Genomic DNA, 15,028 nt, shown 5'->3' on the forward strand with positions numbered 1-15,028 from the left:
CGACGGCCTTTCCTCCGTCCCTCTCTCCGTTTTTGCTCCCGCGGCGGCTTGGTCTCCCCCCCCCCCCCCCCCCCCCCCCCCCCCCCCCCCCCGCCACCGGACGGATGCGTGGTCAGACCGAGAGGTGGTACGGGTCCGGCACGTGGACCTCACCGCCCAGCTCGCGGGCCGCGTGCCGGGCCCAGGAGGGGTTGCGGAGCAGTTCGCGGCCGAGGAGCACCGCGTCCGCCTCGCCGTTGACCAGGATCTTCTCGGCCTGCGCGGCGTCGGTGATCAGCCCGACGGCGGCGACCGGCATCGGCGTCTCGTTCCGCACCCGCGCGGCGAAGGGGACCTGGTAGCCGGGCCCGGTCGGGATGCGGGCGCCGGGGGCGACGCCCCCGGTGGAGACGTCGAGCAGGTCGACGCCGCGGGCGTGCAGTTCGGTGGCGAAGCGGACGGTGTCGTCCGGGGTCCAGCCGGACTCCTCCAGCCAGTCCGTGGCCGAGACGCGGAAGAACAGCGGCTTGTCGTCCGGCCACTCCTCGCGCACCGCGTCGACGACCTCGAGGGCGAAGCGCGTCCGGTTCTCGTACGGGCCGCCGTAGGCGTCGGTGCGGTGGTTGGAGTGCGGGGAGAGGAACTCGTTGATCAGGTAGCCGTGGGCGCCGTGGATCTCGGCGATCTCGAATCCGGCGGCGAGCGCCCGGCGCGCCGCGGCGCGGAACCGGTCCACCACCTCGCGGATCTGCTCGGCGGTCAGCTCGTCCGGCACCGGGTGCCCTTCGGCGAAGGCGAGCGGACTCGGGGCCACCGGCCGCCAGCCGTGCGCGTCCCGCGCCAGCGGGGCGCCGCCCTTCCAGGTGCGGTCGGTCGACGCCTTGCGGCCGGCGTGGGCGAGCTGGACGGCGGGCACCGTGCCCTGTGCGGTCAGGAAGCGGGTGATCCGCCGGAAGGCCTCGACCTGGGTGTCGTTCCAGATGCCGAGGTCGTACGGCGAGATGCGGCCCTCCGGCGACACGGCGGTGGCCTCGACGACGATCAGGCCCGTGCCGCCGGTCGCGCGGGCCGCGTAGTGCGCGAGGTGCCAGTCGCCGGGCGCACCGGTCCCGGGGCCCTCGGGAGCGGCCGAGTACTGGCACATCGGGGCCATCCACGCCCGGTTGGGGATCGTCACGTCGCGCAGGGTGTACGACTCGAACAGCATGCTCACGGGGGACTCCATTCGGCGGGGCCGGGACGGGTGCGGCTCGTACGATAAACCTCGTAGTACGAGAGGTGTCAAACTACGAGGACTCTCGTACGATGAGGGCTCCCGGACCGAATGTGGAGCCGCCGTGACGACCGTCGTCCCCGCCCCCAGCAGCCGCGACCTGCCGCACCCGGCACGCGAGGAGATCCGGCTCGAGGGCGTGCTGCACGCGCTCTCCGACCCCGTGCGGCTGCGGATCGTCCGCGCGCTCGCCGCCGAGGGGGTCGAGCTGTCCTGCTCGCACTTCGACCTGCCGGTCACCAAGTCCACCACCACGCACCACTTCCGGGTGCTGCGGGAGAGCGGCGTGATCCGGCAGGTCTACGAGGGCACCGCCAAGATGAACGGCCTGCGCCGAAAGGACCTGGACGAGCTCTTCCCGGGGCTGCTCGACCGCCTGCTCACCGCCGCCGACCGCCAGGATGCGCGCCACGGCGAGGACCGGGGCCCGTCCGGCGCGGTCCGCCGGACGGGACCGGGCGGGACGTGATCCGCCCCCGGTCCGGGGGCCTCACGCGCCGGCGTTCCGCGCCGCCGCCAGCAGCGAGTCCCAGTCGGGCAGCTTGACCACGTTCCGTCCGAGCGAGGCGCCGAGCTCCGCCTCGGCCCGTTCGATCGCCCGCCACCCCGCCCACTCGACCGGTTCGGTCCCCTCGGCCCGCAGTGCCGCCAGCGGATCGCCGGCCACGTCGCGGCCCGCCAGGGCGGGGGCGTCCTCCAGCAGGGACGTCACCGTCTCCTTCGCGCACGGCCGGTTGGTGCCGATGACACCCGTCGGGCCGCGCTTGATCCAGCCCGCCACGTACTCGCCCGGCGCGACGGCGCCCCCGCGCAGCACGCGCCCGGCGAGGTGCGGCACCGTGCCGGTGACGGCGTCGAACGGGAGGCCCTCCAGCGGCACGCCCCGGTAGCCCACGGAACGCAGCACCAGCTGGGCCTCGACGTCCTCGAACCGCCCCGTGCCCGTCACGCCGCCGCGCCCGTCCGGGACCGTCCGTTCGAAGCGCACCGCGCCCACCCGGCCCTCCCGGGCGAGCAGCTCGACGGGGCGCAGGAAGAAGCGCAGCCGGATCAGGCGGCGGACGTCCGGTGCCGCCGCCCCGGCCCAGCCGCGCAGCACCTCGACGTTGCGGCGCTGCGGGGCGGGCAGCGCGGAGGGGTCCGGGTACGCCGGGTCCAGCGCCAGTTCCGCCGGGTCGGCGACGACCCCCGTGCCGGGCAGCGCGCCCAGCTCGCGCAGCTCCTTGGTGGTGAAGCGGGCCTGGGACGGTCCGCGCCGGCCCACCATGTGGATCTCCGTCACCCCGCTCGCGGCGAACGCGGTCAGGGCGGCGTGCGGCATGTCGGTCGGGCTCAGCTCCGTCACGCCCCGGGCCAGCATCCGCGTGACGTCCACGGCGACGTTCCCGACGCCGACGACCACGGCCGACCGGACGCCCCGCAGGAAACCGCCGTCGGCGGGGGTGTCTTTCCGCCCGTGGGGGTGCCCCCGTTCGGGTGAGGCCGGGAGCGGGGGAGCGGCCGGGAGCCCGGGGGAGTCCGGGTGCGCGCTGTACCAGGACACGAACTCGGTCGCCGACCAGCTGCCCGGCAGGTCCTCGCCCGGGATCCCCAGCCGCCGGTCCGCGGCGGCGCCCACGCAGTACACCACCGCGTGGTACAGCTCCCGCAGCCGGGCGACCGGCACCCCGTCGGGGCCGACCGGCACCCCGCCGAGGAAGCGCACCCGCTCGTGCTCCAGGACCGTACGGAGCGTGCCCTGCAGGGACTTGATCTTCTCGTGGTCCGGTGCCACGCCGTAGCGGACCAGACCGTAGGGGCAGGGCAGCCGGTCCAGGACGTCGACGCGCACCCGGGGGTCCTGCTGGACGAGGGTCTGGGCGGTGTAGCACCCGCTCGGCCCGGAACCTACGACGGCGACATGCAGCACGGCCGAACTCCTCACCCCGGGAGACCGACAGGGGGATCGCTGGTGTCTCCAGCATCGCACCGTCGGCGCTCCGCTGACAGGGTGCCGTCCGCCGCCCGGGGTGCGTGTCCGCCGAGCGAAAAGTGATCACATGGCTACGTTGCGTGCGTGCTTGAGGCGTCTTTTCTTCAACTTTCCGATCGCTCTCCGACGGAGGGGGCGGTATCCGTGTGGCCCGCCTGGGAGGTGCGGGAGGGGGAGCGTGCGACGCGGTGGCTCCACGTGCGGCTGGCCTTCGGGGACGGGGCCCGGGTCGACGCGCTCGCGACGGTGTCCGAGGGAAGCGTGTGCGTCGAGGACGTGCGGGCCCGGCCCGCGCTGGCCCTGGAGGACCTGGCGGTGTTCGCCGACTGGATCGAGGAGCCGCTGGCGCGGGCGTGCGGTGCCGGGGACGGGCCGGACGGCGGGGACGCCGCCGGAACCGGGGCGCACCGGGGCCGCCCGGCCCCGCCGCGGGGGACGGAGGGGTGGCGGCTGGCGGCCCGGGAGTACCGGGCGGCCCGGGAACGGGGCGCCGATCCGGTCCTCGCCGTGATGGACGCGACCGGACACAGCCGCCGCGGGGCGCTCCGGCTGATCGGCCGGGCGCGTGACGCGGGCCTGCTGTCCCCGCGCCGTGCCCGGCGGTGAGCGGACCGGCCGGACGGCGCCCGTGGGCCCCGCCCCGCTGCCCGGACCCCGCCCCGCGGCCCGGGCCCGGCCGGCGGCCGGCGCGCCTCACAGCAGGTCGCGCATCCGTGTGATCTCGCTCGTCTGCTGGGCGACGACGTCGTCGGCCATCTCCTCGACCTGGATGTTGTTGCCCTGCCCCTTCACCTCGGTGGCCATGGTGACCGCCCCCTCGTGATGGGTGATCATCAGCGTGAGGAAGAGCTGGTCGAAGGCCTCGCCGTCGGCCGCGCGCAGCTTCTCCAACTGGGCCCGCGTCGCCATCCCGGGCATCGTCGCGTGGTCGTGTCCGTCGCCGCGCGCGGCCTCGCCGTGGGTCTTCAACCAGCCCTTCATCGCCCCGATCTCCGGCCGCTGCGCGGCGGCGATGCGCTCGGCCAGCTTGACGACCTTCGGCGACCCGGCGCGGTCGGGGACCAGCTCGGTCATCTCCAGGGCCTGCGCGTGGTGCTCGATCATCATCCGCACGTAGGACACGTCGGCGGAGTTGGGGGAGTCGTCCTCCGTGCGCTGCCGTGCGGCCTCGCCGGCCGACAGGGTCCGGTTCGCCTCCCCGGGTTCGCCCGGCGCGATGACCGGGGGCCCGCTCGGCGCGGCCGGTCCGGCGTCGTCCGTGCCGGAGTCGCAGCCCGTGAGGCCCAGTACGGCCAGGGCGGTCAGCCCGGCCGCGACGACGGACACACGGGGCACACGGCGGTGGAGCACAAGGACCTCCTGTGGCTGGGGGTGCCCCTCCGGGGCGCGGAGCACCTCGTGAGTGCTGACGACCGTCCTAGCACGCTTCCGCGCGTCGGTGATCGGAAAACTTCATTGCAAGTGCGTTGCCCCCCTGTTGGTATGTGCATGTCGAAGACGATACTGCCGGAGCGAAACCGTTCCGAGGTGAACGGAATCAGGGAGGAAAACAGTGATCCTGTTAAGTGTTCCCCGAACCCGACGCAGACGTCTGGGAGTTGTCGCCGCGGCCGGCGGGCTGCTGGCCGCGCTCCTCACCGCCGCCCCGGCCGCGGCGATCCCCGACCCCGGGGACGCGCCGGCCGCGCCGAAGGAGGTCTCGCGCAGCGACCAGGCCGAGGCGCGGGCGGCCATCGCCGCCGGCGAGATCCCCGGCCAGGACGAGGTCGTGCACTCCGCCAACATCCGGCACGTGGCCAACATCCCCAAGGACGCGCTGCCCGGCACCAATTCGGACCTGGCGTTCCAGGGCCGCTACGCCTTCGCGGGCAACTACGACGGCTTCCGCATCTTCGACATCAGCAACCCCAGGTCGCCGAAGACGGTCGCCCAGGTCCTGTGTCCCGGCTCGCAGAACGACATCTCCGTCTCCGGGGACCTGCTGTTCCTGTCCACCGACTCCTCGCGCAGCGACAGCAGTTGCAACAGCACCACGCAGCCGGCGACCGAGAAGTCCTCGTGGGAGGGCATGAAGGTCTTCGACATCAGCGACATCAGGAACCCGCGCTACGTCGCCGCCGTCGAGACCGCCTGCGGCTCGCACACCCACACGCTGGTGCCCGAGCGGAAGAACGTCTACGTCTACGTCTCCTCGTACTCGCCGAACGCGGCCTACCCCGACTGCCAGCCGCCGCACGACGGCATCTCCGTCATCAAGGTGCCGCGCAAGGCCCCGCACAAGGCGGCGGTCGTCGGCTTCCCGGTGCTGTTCCCGGGCGAGGGCCCGGACGGCGGCGGCAACCCGGGCGCGCCCACCAACCCGGGCGTCTCCAAGACCACCGGCTGCCACGACATCACCGTGCTGCCGTCCGAGGACCTGGCCGCCGGAGCCTGCATGGGCGACGGCATCCTGTTCTCCATCAAGAACCCGGAGCGCCCGAAGGTGATCGACCGGGTGCAGGACAACGTCAACTTCGCGTTCTGGCACTCGGCGACCTTCAACCAGAAGGCGGACAAGGTCGTCTTCACCGACGAGCTGGGCGGCGGCGGCGCGGCCACCTGCAGCGCGGAGATCGGCCCGAACCGCGGTGCGGACGGCATCTACGACATCGTGGGCAAGGGGGACAAGCGCAAGCTGGTCTTCCGCAGCTACTTCAAGATCCCCCGCCACCAGGCCGACACCGAGAACTGCGTGGCCCACAACGGCTCGCTGATCCCGGTCAAGGGCAAGGACCTGATGGTCCAGGCCTGGTACCAGGGCGGCGTCTCCGTCTGGGACTTCACGAACTCCTCGAAGCCCAGGGAGATCGCCTACTTCGAGCGCGGCCCGCTGTCCACCGACCAGGTCGTCACCGGCGGCTCCTGGTCGGCGTACTACTACAACGGCTACATCTACTCGAACGACATCGCCAAGGGCCTCGACGTCCTGAGGATCGACGACCGGCGCACGGACCCGGCCCGACGGGTCCAGCTGCGCGAGCTCAACGTGCAGACGCAGCCGGACTACTTCGGCTGAGCGTCCGGCTCCGGCCCCGCGGCCGGAGCCGGGCGGCCGGGCGCGGGCCCGGTCGCGAAGAACCGGGACAGGTCCGTCCGGCCCGTCCCGCCGGGCACCTCGGTGTCCGGCGGGACCCCCAGTTCCCAGTCGAGCCGGTAGCGCTTGAAGAGTTCCGCGCGCAGCACCGGAACGGGCATCGGCGCGCCCGGCATCAGGGCCGCGAACACGGCGCCCATCAGCAGGGCGCGCAGCATCGGGTAGTCGGCGTCGACGTCGCGGGAGCCGTGCCGGACGACGGTGTCCCTCAGCAGCTCGGCCAGCCGCCGCTGCTCGGGACAGGCGACGAACCCCTCCGCCTGCAGCAGCCCGGCCATGTGCTGGCGCATCAGGACCGGCCGGTCCCGGGCCAGGCCCAGGATCGCGTCGATGGCCCGCGCCATCCGCTCCCGGCCGTCCCCGGTGCGCGGCTCGCGCTCCAGGGCCTCCTCCAGGGTGCGGTGCATCAGCCGGTGCACGGCGGACTGCACGAGCTGGCGTTTCCCCGGGAAGTAGTACGAGGCCAGACCGCGTGCGGAGCCCGCCCGGTCGGCGATGTCGCCGAGCGTCGTCGCCTCGTACCCGTGCTCGCTCACCAGCTCGACGGCCGCGTGCAGGAGCCGCTCCTTCGAACGCCTCCGCAACTCTTCATTGACCAGGGCGCTGCGCGGGGACATGCTTGACTCCTGCGTTGACTGGTTGGCAGCCAACTATACTCAGCGCGTCCGGTCGGCCCCTCGGGGTCCGCTCCGGGCTGCCGTCCGTCTCGGGCGACGCGGGGGATCGTCCGAGACGGACGGCACAGTTTTGGCAGGAGGTCCGGGCCGCCGTCGCCCGGTTCCGTGCCGGGGCGGGCGGCTCACGGGTGCCGGCGCCGGTGGAACCGGACCGCGACGGCCACCACCAGCGCGCCGAGCAGCCAGCCGCCGAGGACGTCCGTGGGCCAGTGGACGCCGAGCCAGACGCGGGTGAGGCCGACGCCGGTCACCGAGAGGACCGCCAGGGCCAGCGCCGCGCGCCACACGGGGCGGCTCACGCCGTGGCGGCGCAGAAGCCACAGCAGGAGCCCGCAGACGACCGTGGCGGTCATGGCGTGGCCCGACGGGAAGGCCGCGTAGTGCGCGGAGTCGACCGGGTCGGGCCAGACCGGGCGGGCGCGGTCCACCGCGGCCTTCAGGCCCTGCTGCGCGGCTGTCCCCAGGGCGACCGTCACCACCAGCCACGTCGCGGTCCACCGGGCCGCGCGGCGCCACACCAGCAGCGCCGCCGCCACGCCGCACAGCACCCGCATCGTCCACGGGTCCCAGACCCAGTCCGTCAGGACGCGGGCCGTCTGCGTCCAGCCGGGTTCCCCGACCGCCCAGCGGTGGGCGGTGCGGGAGATGTCGCCGTCCAGATCGAGCAGCGGACGCCACTCGACGGCGACCAGGGCCAGCAGCAGTGCCGAGCACAGCGCCAGTGCGCCGGTGGGCAGGGCGGCGGGAGGGCGGTCCGCGGACCGGGGCGGGGAATCGACGCGGGAGGTGTGCATGGGGTGATCCTTGCCGACCGGCGGGGTGCGGGGCCGGTCATCCGTCTCCGTCCTGGTGTACCGGAACCCGGTCGCCGTATCCGTCGGACCGTCCGGAGGACGTCCCCGGCCTGATCCGGGTCCGCCGGTTACCCCAGTGCCCGCAATCCCGGCGCGAACGCCACCAGCACCGGGATCACCGGCACCAGGGACGCCGCGGCCGTCAGCCGCAGCCGCCGTCCCGCCGTCAGCCGGTCCGGCGGAGTGAGCAGCCGGCGCACCCGGGCCGGGACGTTCGCCTGCGGGGCCGGGCAGGGGCCGAACACCCCCCGGTGCTCGTTGAGTTCCACCAGGGCGAGGGCCGTGGTCAGCCGGCCGAAGCGGCGGGAGGCGGTGTCGTCGGCGGCGAGTTCGACCAGCCGGTGCATCTCGTCGCGGAACGCGGCGAACACCGGCACCTGCGGGAAGCCGTCGGCCAGCGCGGAGGAGCAGTGCAGCAGCCAGTCGTGCCGGGCCCGCGCGTGCCCGTGCTCGTGCGCGAGGACGGCGTCCAGCTGCCGGCCCTTCAGCCGGCGCAGCGCGGCCGTGGTGACGACCAGCTGGGGCGGGGTGCCGGGCAGCCACCAGGCGTCGGGCCGCTCCCCCTCCAGGACCACCAGCCGCTCGGAGCCCGGTTCCTCCCCGGGCAGCAGCGGCGCCCGCAGCCGCAGTCCGGCCCGCCGGGCCCGGCGCCGGGCGCGGGCCCGTGCGACCTCCCGGACCAGCATCGCCGCGCTCCACACCCCACCGCACGCCAGGGCCACCGCGGTGGCCCTGGCCCAGACCCCGGCCGTCCCCAGGGCGTACGCCTCGGCGACCGCGCGGGGCGCGGTGGCGAACACGTGGCCGCCCACCGCCTGCCAGGCGGCCGCCGCGCTGAACGTCATCGACAGGGCGCAGCACAGCAGGACCGCGGCGATCACGCACTGCCACACCCACAACGCCACCACCGGTTCGCGGTCCGGCCAGTCGGCCCGGGCGAGCAGCCGGGGACCGGCGACGGCGATCAGGACGCCGAGCAGCAGCAGGGCCGCGGGGAGCATCATGCGTGCAGCCTATGAGCGCGGCGCCGCACGTGGGTACGGCCTCCCGGGCGAAGTGACGCAGCCAACGGCCCCCGCCCCGGCCGGCGGACTCCCGGTCCGCCTCACATCGTCAGCAGCATCGCCACCATCGCCATCCCCATGGAGAGCCGGCAGGCCCGGGCCAGCTCCGGCCGGTCGCCCCACCGGGCGGGCCCGCCCGGGCCCGCCGCGGTGGACCCGCCCGGGCCCGCCGCGGCGGGCACGGGCACCAGCCGGACGCCCGTCATCAGCACATAGCCGGTGAAGTAGAGCAGCAGGGTCCCGGTCAGCAGGGGGACGCCCGAGCCGCCGTGCCCGTGGCCGGGCGACGCGGCCATCGTCACGGCCATGTAGACCATGGCCCCGGCCCCGACCAGGTGATGCAGGTGACGCGCGTTCGCGCGGGCCGCCCACAGCGCGTGCAGCCCGGCCGCGCCGAACACCACCGCGTAGACGGGCCAGGCCCACGGCGGCGGGGTGAAGACCGCCGCCGGCACGGCCATCGCGGCCATGCCGAAGCCCATGAGCGCCTCGCCGCCCGCGGCGCTGCGCTGCTCCTCGACGCTGCTGCGCATCCGCAGCAGGCAGTAGGCCCCGGTCGCCGCGCAGAGCGCGACCAGCAGCCAGCCGGACGACGCCGGTCCGTGCATGCGAACCCCCCTCGATCCGCTCCAACGGTCGGTCAAGGGATGCCCCGGCCCGACGGCGTGCACGCGAGCGCGAGGGGGTACCCGGGGGGCGTTCGGGGGAGCGCGGGCACCCGGAGGGGCAAAGGGGCGGAGAAATTACTTTACAGGTAAAACACCTGTTAACATGGTTCCTCATGAGCAGTGCGACCCCCACCCCCTCGCGCACCCGGCGCCTCCCGGTCGTCGGTGCGCTGCGCCTCGGGCGCCCCTCCGACATCTGGTTCAAGCCGGCCCTCAGCGTGGTCGCCGCGGTCGCACCGCCCAGCCTGCTCCTGGTGGCGCTCGGCCGGCTCGACCTGGGGGTGTACACCATGGCCGGGTCCCTGTGCGCCCTGTACGCCCACAACCGCCCGTACGCCGCCCGGGCCAGGGCGCTGGCGGGAGTGGTCCTCGGCATGCTCGGCGGCCTGGCCGCGGCCCTGGTCGCCGCCTCCCTCACCGAGGACGCCGTCGTCCTGGTCACCGTGGGCGCCGCGCTGGCCGCCGTCCAGAAGGCGCTGTGCGACGTCACCCGCATCGGGCCGCCCGCCCACGTCATCCTCACCTTCGTCAGCTCGGCCTCGCTGTTCGTGCCGCAGACCCCCGGCCAGGTCCCCGGCCACCTCGCGCTCGCCGCCGCGGCCGGCGGGTGGGCCTGGCTGGTCGGCATGGCACCCGCGGCGCTCCGGCCGCACGGCCCGGAACGCCGGGCCACCGCCCAGGCCCTGAACGCCGCCGCCGCGTACGCCGGGACCGCGGGCGACGGCGACGACGGGGACCCGGGAGCCCGGGCCGCCGCCTACGCGGCCGTCCAGGCCGCCTGGCAGACACTGCTGGCGGCCGGGAACCGCCCCTCGGACACCCGCCGCGCCCTCGAACGGCTCGTCGTCCGCGCCGAGGTCGCGCTCGCCGCCCCGGCCGACGCCGACCCCGTACGCCTGCGGGACGCGGCCCGCGCCCTGCGCGGCACGGGCCCCGTCCCGCACACCGACGACTCCCGCGCGGACACCGGCGAACTCCTGGGCGTGGCCGCGGAACGCGCCACCGAGCCGCGCCCGCTGTGGAGCAGGCTCGGACCGCTCACCCCGATCGCCGTGCGCACCGGGCTCGGCTGCGCGCTCGCCGGCTACGCCTCCCTCGCCCTCGGCGTCGGCCGCCCCTACTGGGCCCTGGTCACCGCGGCCTCGCTCTACCAGGCCAACATCACCCTCACCTGGAGCCGGGCGGTGCAGCGCGTCGTCGGCAACCTGGTCGGCGTCCTGCTCTTCGCGGCCATCGCCCCGCTCGCCCACCTCGGCCCGCTCGCCCTCGTCCTGTGCATCCTGGTCTGCAACTTCGGCGCCGAGGCGCTCATCGGCCGCAACTACTGGCTCGGCAGCGTCTGCGTGACCCCGCTGGCCCTGCTCGTCACCGAGCTCCCCGGATACCAGCCGACCGGCGACCTGGTCGCCGACCGCGTGGTGGACACCCTCGTCGGCGCCCTGGTCGGCTTCGTCGCCGCGGTGGCCGTCACCAACCGGCGGGCGGGCCGGCGCGTCGAGCGGGCGCTCGCCGCCGTCGGACACGCCCGTGAACGCACCGTCCGCCTGCTGGCCGACCCGCAGGCCGCGCCCGCGGCCCTGGAGACCGCCCGCCGCGGCCTCGCGGCCGCCCTGGTCGACCTGCGGGCCACCGCCGACGCCGCGGCCGGGGAATGGTGGCAGCGCGCGCTGCCGCAGGAGCAGGTCGTGCTCGCCGAGCAGGCGGCACACCGTACGCTCGCGGCGACGGTACGACGCCAGGGGCTGCTCCCGGACCCCGGCACGAGCACGCACACGGAGGACGCACGGCCATGACGGCGACCGAAGGACCATCGGCCGGCGAGGCGGCACCGGTGACCGGCGACGACCGCCGGACGGACACCGCGGGGGCACCGGCCGCCGGGGGGACGGGGACGGCCCCCGGGGCCGCGCCCGGCCGCGGGCGGGTCGACACCGTCGCCGCGGTCGTCCGGCAGTGGCGGGCCGTCCACCCCGACCTCGACACCGGTCCCATGGAGGTGATCGGCCGCATCAACCGCTGCTCCGCCCTCTTCCAGCAGGCCGAGGACGCCCCGCTGCGCCGGGCCGGCCTGACCCGTCCCGAGTTCGACCTGCTCGGCGCGCTGCGCCGCACCGGCCGCGAACTGACCCCGAGCGAACTGGCCCGGGAGACCTTCTCCTCGGGCGCCGCCGTCACCAAACGCCTCAAGCAGCTCACCGAACGCGGACTGGTCGAGCGCCGCGGCGACGCCCGTGACCGCCGTGTCGCGCACGTCCGCCTCACCGACGCCGGGCGCGACCTGGTCGACGGCCTCCTGCCCGCGCAGCTCGCCTACGAGAGCGCCGTGCTGTCCGGCCTGGGCGGACCGGAACTGGGCGCGCTCGCCGCCCTGCTGGGCGAACTGCTCGGACAACTGGAGGGCCGCCCGGGCACCCTGCGGGCCTGAGACCGGGCCCGGCCCGGGGCTCCCGCCGGGCCTCAGCCCCCGCCGCCCGCCCGGTACACGCCGAACATCGCCTTCTGCGGGTCCCGGAGCACCGCGATGCGCGGGACGTCGGGCGGCGAGGTGGGCTCCATCAGCACGGTGCCCCCCACCCGGGTCGCCGTCAGGGCGGCGGCGTCCACGTCCTCGACCGCGAAGTACGGCAGCCAGTGCGCCGGCACCTCGTGCGGGAACTTGTCGTCCAGCGCCACCATGCCCCCGAAGTCCGCGCCGCCGGCTCCCCACCGGGGGTAGCGCAGGGAGGGGTCCACGCTCCAGCCGAACACGGTGGTGTAGAAGGCCACGGCCTCCTTCGGCGCGCGGGTCAGCAGCTCCACCCAGCCCAGCGACCCGGGGGCGTCGGACAGCCCGGCACCCGGGAAGGCGCCGGGCTGCCACAGCCGGAAGAGGGCGCCGGACGGGTCGACGGCCACCGCGAAGCGGCCCTCGTCGAACACGTCCACCGGGCCGAGGAGCACCGTCCCGCCCGCCGAGGTCACCGCGCGGACGGCGGCCTCGGCGTCGGTCACCGCGAACGACACGTTCCAGGCGACCGGCTGCGACCGCTGGTCCAGCGGCGCCAGCGCGGCGACCGCCGCGCCACCGAGGCGCATGACGGTGTAACCGCCCGTCTCCCGGCGCGCGTCCGCCTCCGGGCGCCAGCCGAACAGCCGCGTGTAGAACCGCCGGGCGGCCTCCGGGTCGCCGGTCGTCAGCTCGACCCAGCACGGCCCGCCGGCTGCCGGCGCGGTCGGGATCGGCCCCATGGCGCTCCTTCCGGTGCTCCCTGCGCGGCGGTTCTTCCGGGGAACACCCCTGTCAGCACGCTAAGCCCGGCGCCGGTCCCGGGCCATCCGGCGCGGGCCCCGCCCGCCGCCCGGCGGCGCGGACCGCCGTCGCCGCGACCCCCTCCGCCGCGCCACCGCGCCGGCGCCGGGACCGGCGCGTCCCGGTGGGAACACCGCCCGCCCCGCCGGCCGCGCTCAGATGCCCGGCCGGTACCGCAGGGGGTGGTCCGACGGGACCTCCACCAGCACGATCGGGACCCCGTCCGGGTCCTCGATCCACATCTCGACCAGCCCCCAGGGCTCCTTCACCGGCGGCCGGACGATCTCGACGCCCCCGGCCCGCAGTTCCTCGTGCGCCGCCGCCACGTCCTCGACCTGGAGCCACAGCCGCACCTCCGGGGACGGCGCGGCGTCCGAGCGGCCCGAGAGCTCCAGGAAGCCGCCGCCGAGGAAGTAGACGGTGCCGCGCTCCGGCCCCGTGCCGAACTCGCGGTGGACGGCGAGCCCGAGCCGCTCACCGTAGAAGGCGCGGGAACGCTCGGGGTCGGTGGGGCGCAGGAGGACGCGGCTGCTCAGTACATGCACCATGCGGCCGAGCCTAGGGCCTTTCGTCCGGGTCCCGCCGGGGGCGCGGGCGGCGGGACGCCGTTTCCCGGAGCCGGCCCGGGCCGGACGGCGTCCCCGGCGCCCGGGTTAGTCTCGTCCCCGGCCCGGCCGCGCCGGAGCGCGCCGCGGCCGCAGACGCAGCAGAGGAACCGGAGAAGCGCCCCATGGAATCCGCCACCGCCCCCGCACCGACCTTCCGCGACGCCACCGACGCCGACGTGGACGACCTCGTCGCGCTGATCGAGTCGGCGTACCGGGGGGACGCCAGCCGCGCCGGTTGGACCACCGAGGCGGACATCCTCGAGGGGCAGCGGACCGACCCGGAGGGCGTGCGGGAGGTCATCGCGTCCCCGGACAGCCGGCTGCTGACGGTGGAGCGCGACGGCCGGATCGTCGCCTGCTGCCAGCTCGAGCGCCGCGGGGAGCACGCCTACTTCGGGATGTTCGCGGTCAGCCCCGCCCTCCAGGGCGCCGGCCTCGGCCGGACGGTCATCGCGGAGGCCGAGCGGCGGGCCCGTGAGATGTGGGGCGTGCGCGAGATGCACATGACCGTGATCTCCGTGCGCGAGGACCTGATCGCCTGGTACGAGCGGCGCGGCTACCGCCGTACGGGAGAGACCACCCCCTTCCCGTACGGCGACGAGCGCTTCGGCATCCCGCTCCGCGACGACCTGCGGTTCGAGCTGCTGGTGAAGGAACTGGCCTGACCGTCACGCGGTGAAGCGCCCGGTGCGTTTGATCTCCGGGTAGTCGGTGGTCGCCCCGTCGAGCCCCAGGGCCCGCACGAGCCTGAGGTGGTCCTGGGTGTTCACCACCCAGCCGATGACCCTCAGGCCGGCCTTGCGCGCGTGCTCGACGATCTCCAGGGTGAGCCGGCGGATGTCGAGGCAGACGGTGGAGGCGCCGGCCCCGACGGCCCGCTCCACCACGTTGGTGCCGTAGCGGTCGGCCACGAGCGCCGTGCGGACCCCGGGCACCAGGCGGGCGATCTCCGCGATCGCCTCGTCGTGGAACGAGGACACCTCCACCCGGCCGGCCAGGTCCCGCCGGTTCATCACCTCGGCCAGCGCCCGGGCCGCCCGGACGTCCTTGATCTCGGCCTGCACGGGCGTTCGGACGGCGTCGAGCACCTCCTCGAAGACGGGGATCCGCTCGCCGCGCCCGGCGTCCAGGGCGCGCAGCTCGGCGAGGGTCTTGTCGGCGACCGGACCGGTTCCGTCCGTGGTGCGGTCCACGTCCGCGTCGTGCATGACGACGAGCGCGCCGTCCTTGCTCAGGTGCAGATCGAGTTCGATGACGTCGAGACCCGCCTCCTGGGCGGCGGCGAAGGACCGGAGGGTGTTCTCGGGTTCGACACCCATGACTCCGCGGTGACCGATGGTGAGGAAGTTCAAGGTGCGACTCGCTTCCGTCGACGGCGGGCCGCGTCCTTGCGGCCCTTGTGGACCGTATCGCCTGTGCCCGCCCCGTCCAGAGGCTGAACCCCGTTCACACGGACCCTCCCTCATATGCGTGATCCACAGGAAAAAGTGCGGTCAGGAGTGGGGCGGGGC

Annotated in this window: 16 protein-coding genes; 6 read left to right on the top strand and 10 right to left on the bottom strand. The window is 75.1% G+C overall.

The window, feature by feature from the left end; translation table 11 throughout:
• Positions 1–112: 112 nt before the first annotated feature.
• Positions 113–1,192: an NADH:flavin oxidoreductase/NADH oxidase gene (locus tag ACZ56B_RS14325; protein ID WP_468789723.1), complete on the bottom strand. Its 1,080-nt coding sequence runs from the start codon at positions 1,190–1,192 to the stop codon at positions 113–115.
• Between the two features lie 124 nt (positions 1,193–1,316).
• Here ACZ56B_RS14325 and ACZ56B_RS14330 point away from each other — a divergent pair, with 124 nt between their 5' ends.
• Positions 1,317–1,721 carry an ArsR/SmtB family transcription factor gene (locus ACZ56B_RS14330; protein ID WP_468789724.1) on the top strand — a complete coding sequence of 135 codons (405 nt, stop codon included), beginning with the start codon at positions 1,317–1,319 and terminating at the stop codon, positions 1,719–1,721.
• 21 nt (positions 1,722–1,742) lie between these two features.
• On the opposite strand, the gene ACZ56B_RS14335 is transcribed toward ACZ56B_RS14330, so the two are convergent.
• Complete coding sequence (locus ACZ56B_RS14335; protein WP_468789726.1) at positions 1,743–3,161, bottom strand: NAD(P)-binding protein; 1,419 nt, start codon at positions 3,159–3,161, stop codon at positions 1,743–1,745.
• Between the two features lie 207 nt (positions 3,162–3,368).
• On the opposite strand from ACZ56B_RS14335, the gene ACZ56B_RS14340 reads away from it, so the two are divergent.
• Positions 3,369–3,830, top strand: a complete 462-nt coding sequence (locus ACZ56B_RS14340) for a DUF6214 family protein (protein WP_468789728.1) — start codon at positions 3,369–3,371, stop codon at positions 3,828–3,830.
• An 87-nt stretch (positions 3,831–3,917) separates the two neighbouring features.
• Here ACZ56B_RS14340 and ACZ56B_RS14345 read toward each other — a convergent pair whose 3' ends face one another.
• Entirely contained in the window at positions 3,918–4,574 is a 657-nt protein-coding gene (locus tag ACZ56B_RS14345) for a DUF305 domain-containing protein (RefSeq protein ID WP_468789730.1), read from the bottom strand.
• 202 nt (positions 4,575–4,776) lie between these two features.
• Between ACZ56B_RS14345 and ACZ56B_RS14350 the strand changes: the two genes are divergently transcribed.
• A complete protein-coding gene (locus tag ACZ56B_RS14350; protein ID WP_468789732.1) occupies positions 4,777–6,279 on the top strand; it encodes an LVIVD repeat-containing protein in 1,503 nt (500 codons plus the stop codon).
• On the opposite strand, the gene ACZ56B_RS14355 is transcribed toward ACZ56B_RS14350, so the two are convergent.
• From ACZ56B_RS14355 to ACZ56B_RS14370, 4 genes are all read right to left on the bottom strand, one after another.
• Complete coding sequence (locus tag ACZ56B_RS14355; protein WP_468789734.1) at positions 6,267–6,974, bottom strand: TetR/AcrR family transcriptional regulator; 708 nt, start codon at positions 6,972–6,974, stop codon at positions 6,267–6,269. The two genes, ACZ56B_RS14350 and ACZ56B_RS14355, sit on opposite strands and share 13 nt — an antisense overlap.
• Positions 6,975–7,156: 182 nt before the next feature.
• Positions 7,157–7,828, bottom strand: a complete 672-nt coding sequence (locus tag ACZ56B_RS14360) for a phosphatase PAP2 family protein (RefSeq protein ID WP_468789736.1) — start codon at positions 7,826–7,828, stop codon at positions 7,157–7,159.
• 128 nt (positions 7,829–7,956) lie between these two features.
• Entirely contained in the window at positions 7,957–8,892 is a 936-nt protein-coding gene (locus ACZ56B_RS14365) for a M56 family metallopeptidase (protein ID WP_468789738.1), read from the bottom strand.
• 101 nt (positions 8,893–8,993) lie between these two features.
• Complete coding sequence (locus ACZ56B_RS14370; RefSeq protein ID WP_468789740.1) at positions 8,994–9,560, bottom strand: DUF5134 domain-containing protein; 567 nt, start codon at positions 9,558–9,560, stop codon at positions 8,994–8,996.
• A gap of 173 nt (positions 9,561–9,733) precedes the next feature.
• Here ACZ56B_RS14370 and ACZ56B_RS14375 point away from each other — a divergent pair, with 173 nt between their 5' ends.
• Complete coding sequence (locus tag ACZ56B_RS14375; RefSeq protein WP_468789742.1) at positions 9,734–11,413, top strand: FUSC family protein; 1,680 nt, start codon at positions 9,734–9,736, stop codon at positions 11,411–11,413.
• Positions 11,410–12,045 (top strand): MarR family winged helix-turn-helix transcriptional regulator, encoded by a 636-nt coding sequence (locus tag ACZ56B_RS14380; RefSeq protein ID WP_468789744.1) that lies wholly within the window; start codon positions 11,410–11,412, stop codon positions 12,043–12,045. The genes ACZ56B_RS14375 and ACZ56B_RS14380 overlap by 4 nt, the downstream gene beginning before the upstream one ends.
• Positions 12,046–12,077: 32 nt before the next feature.
• On the opposite strand, the gene ACZ56B_RS14385 is transcribed toward ACZ56B_RS14380, so the two are convergent.
• The gene (locus tag ACZ56B_RS14385; RefSeq protein WP_468789746.1) at positions 12,078–12,848 is read right to left on the bottom strand and encodes a VOC family protein; all 771 of its coding nucleotides are present in this window, start codon (positions 12,846–12,848) and stop codon (positions 12,078–12,080) included.
• 216 nt (positions 12,849–13,064) lie between these two features.
• Positions 13,065–13,457, bottom strand: a complete 393-nt coding sequence (locus ACZ56B_RS14390) for a VOC family protein (protein WP_468789748.1) — start codon at positions 13,455–13,457, stop codon at positions 13,065–13,067.
• A 182-nt stretch (positions 13,458–13,639) separates the two neighbouring features.
• Between ACZ56B_RS14390 and ACZ56B_RS14395 the strand changes: the two genes are divergently transcribed.
• A complete protein-coding gene (locus tag ACZ56B_RS14395; protein WP_468789750.1) occupies positions 13,640–14,182 on the top strand; it encodes a GNAT family N-acetyltransferase in 543 nt (180 codons plus the stop codon).
• A gap of 3 nt (positions 14,183–14,185) precedes the next feature.
• On the opposite strand, the gene ACZ56B_RS14400 is transcribed toward ACZ56B_RS14395, so the two are convergent.
• Entirely contained in the window at positions 14,186–14,869 is a 684-nt protein-coding gene (locus tag ACZ56B_RS14400) for a glycerophosphodiester phosphodiesterase (RefSeq protein WP_468789752.1), read from the bottom strand.
• Between the last annotated feature and the right edge of the window lie 159 nt (positions 14,870–15,028).

The sequence above is a fragment of the Streptomyces sp. NPDC034670 genome (genome assembly GCF_055574875.1).

Excerpts from the sequence above, each read along its gene's own strand:
- ACZ56B_RS14355 (WP_468789734.1), bottom strand. The coding sequence starts at position 6,974 with ATGTCCCCGCGCAGCGCCCTGGTCAATGAAGAGTTGCGGAGGCGTTCG.
- ACZ56B_RS14360 (WP_468789736.1), bottom strand. The coding sequence starts at position 7,828 with ATGCACACCTCCCGCGTCGATTCCCCGCCCCGGTCCGCGGACCGCCCT.
- ACZ56B_RS14365 (WP_468789738.1), bottom strand. The coding sequence starts at position 8,892 with ATGATGCTCCCCGCGGCCCTGCTGCTGCTCGGCGTCCTGATCGCCGTC.
- ACZ56B_RS14370 (WP_468789740.1), bottom strand. The coding sequence starts at position 9,560 with ATGCACGGACCGGCGTCGTCCGGCTGGCTGCTGGTCGCGCTCTGCGCG.
- ACZ56B_RS14375 (WP_468789742.1), top strand. The coding sequence starts at position 9,734 with ATGAGCAGTGCGACCCCCACCCCCTCGCGCACCCGGCGCCTCCCGGTC.
- ACZ56B_RS14380 (WP_468789744.1), top strand. The coding sequence starts at position 11,410 with ATGACGGCGACCGAAGGACCATCGGCCGGCGAGGCGGCACCGGTGACC.
- ACZ56B_RS14385 (WP_468789746.1), bottom strand. The coding sequence starts at position 12,848 with ATGGGGCCGATCCCGACCGCGCCGGCAGCCGGCGGGCCGTGCTGGGTC.
- ACZ56B_RS14390 (WP_468789748.1), bottom strand. The coding sequence starts at position 13,457 with ATGGTGCATGTACTGAGCAGCCGCGTCCTCCTGCGCCCCACCGACCCC.
- ACZ56B_RS14395 (WP_468789750.1), top strand. The coding sequence starts at position 13,640 with ATGGAATCCGCCACCGCCCCCGCACCGACCTTCCGCGACGCCACCGAC.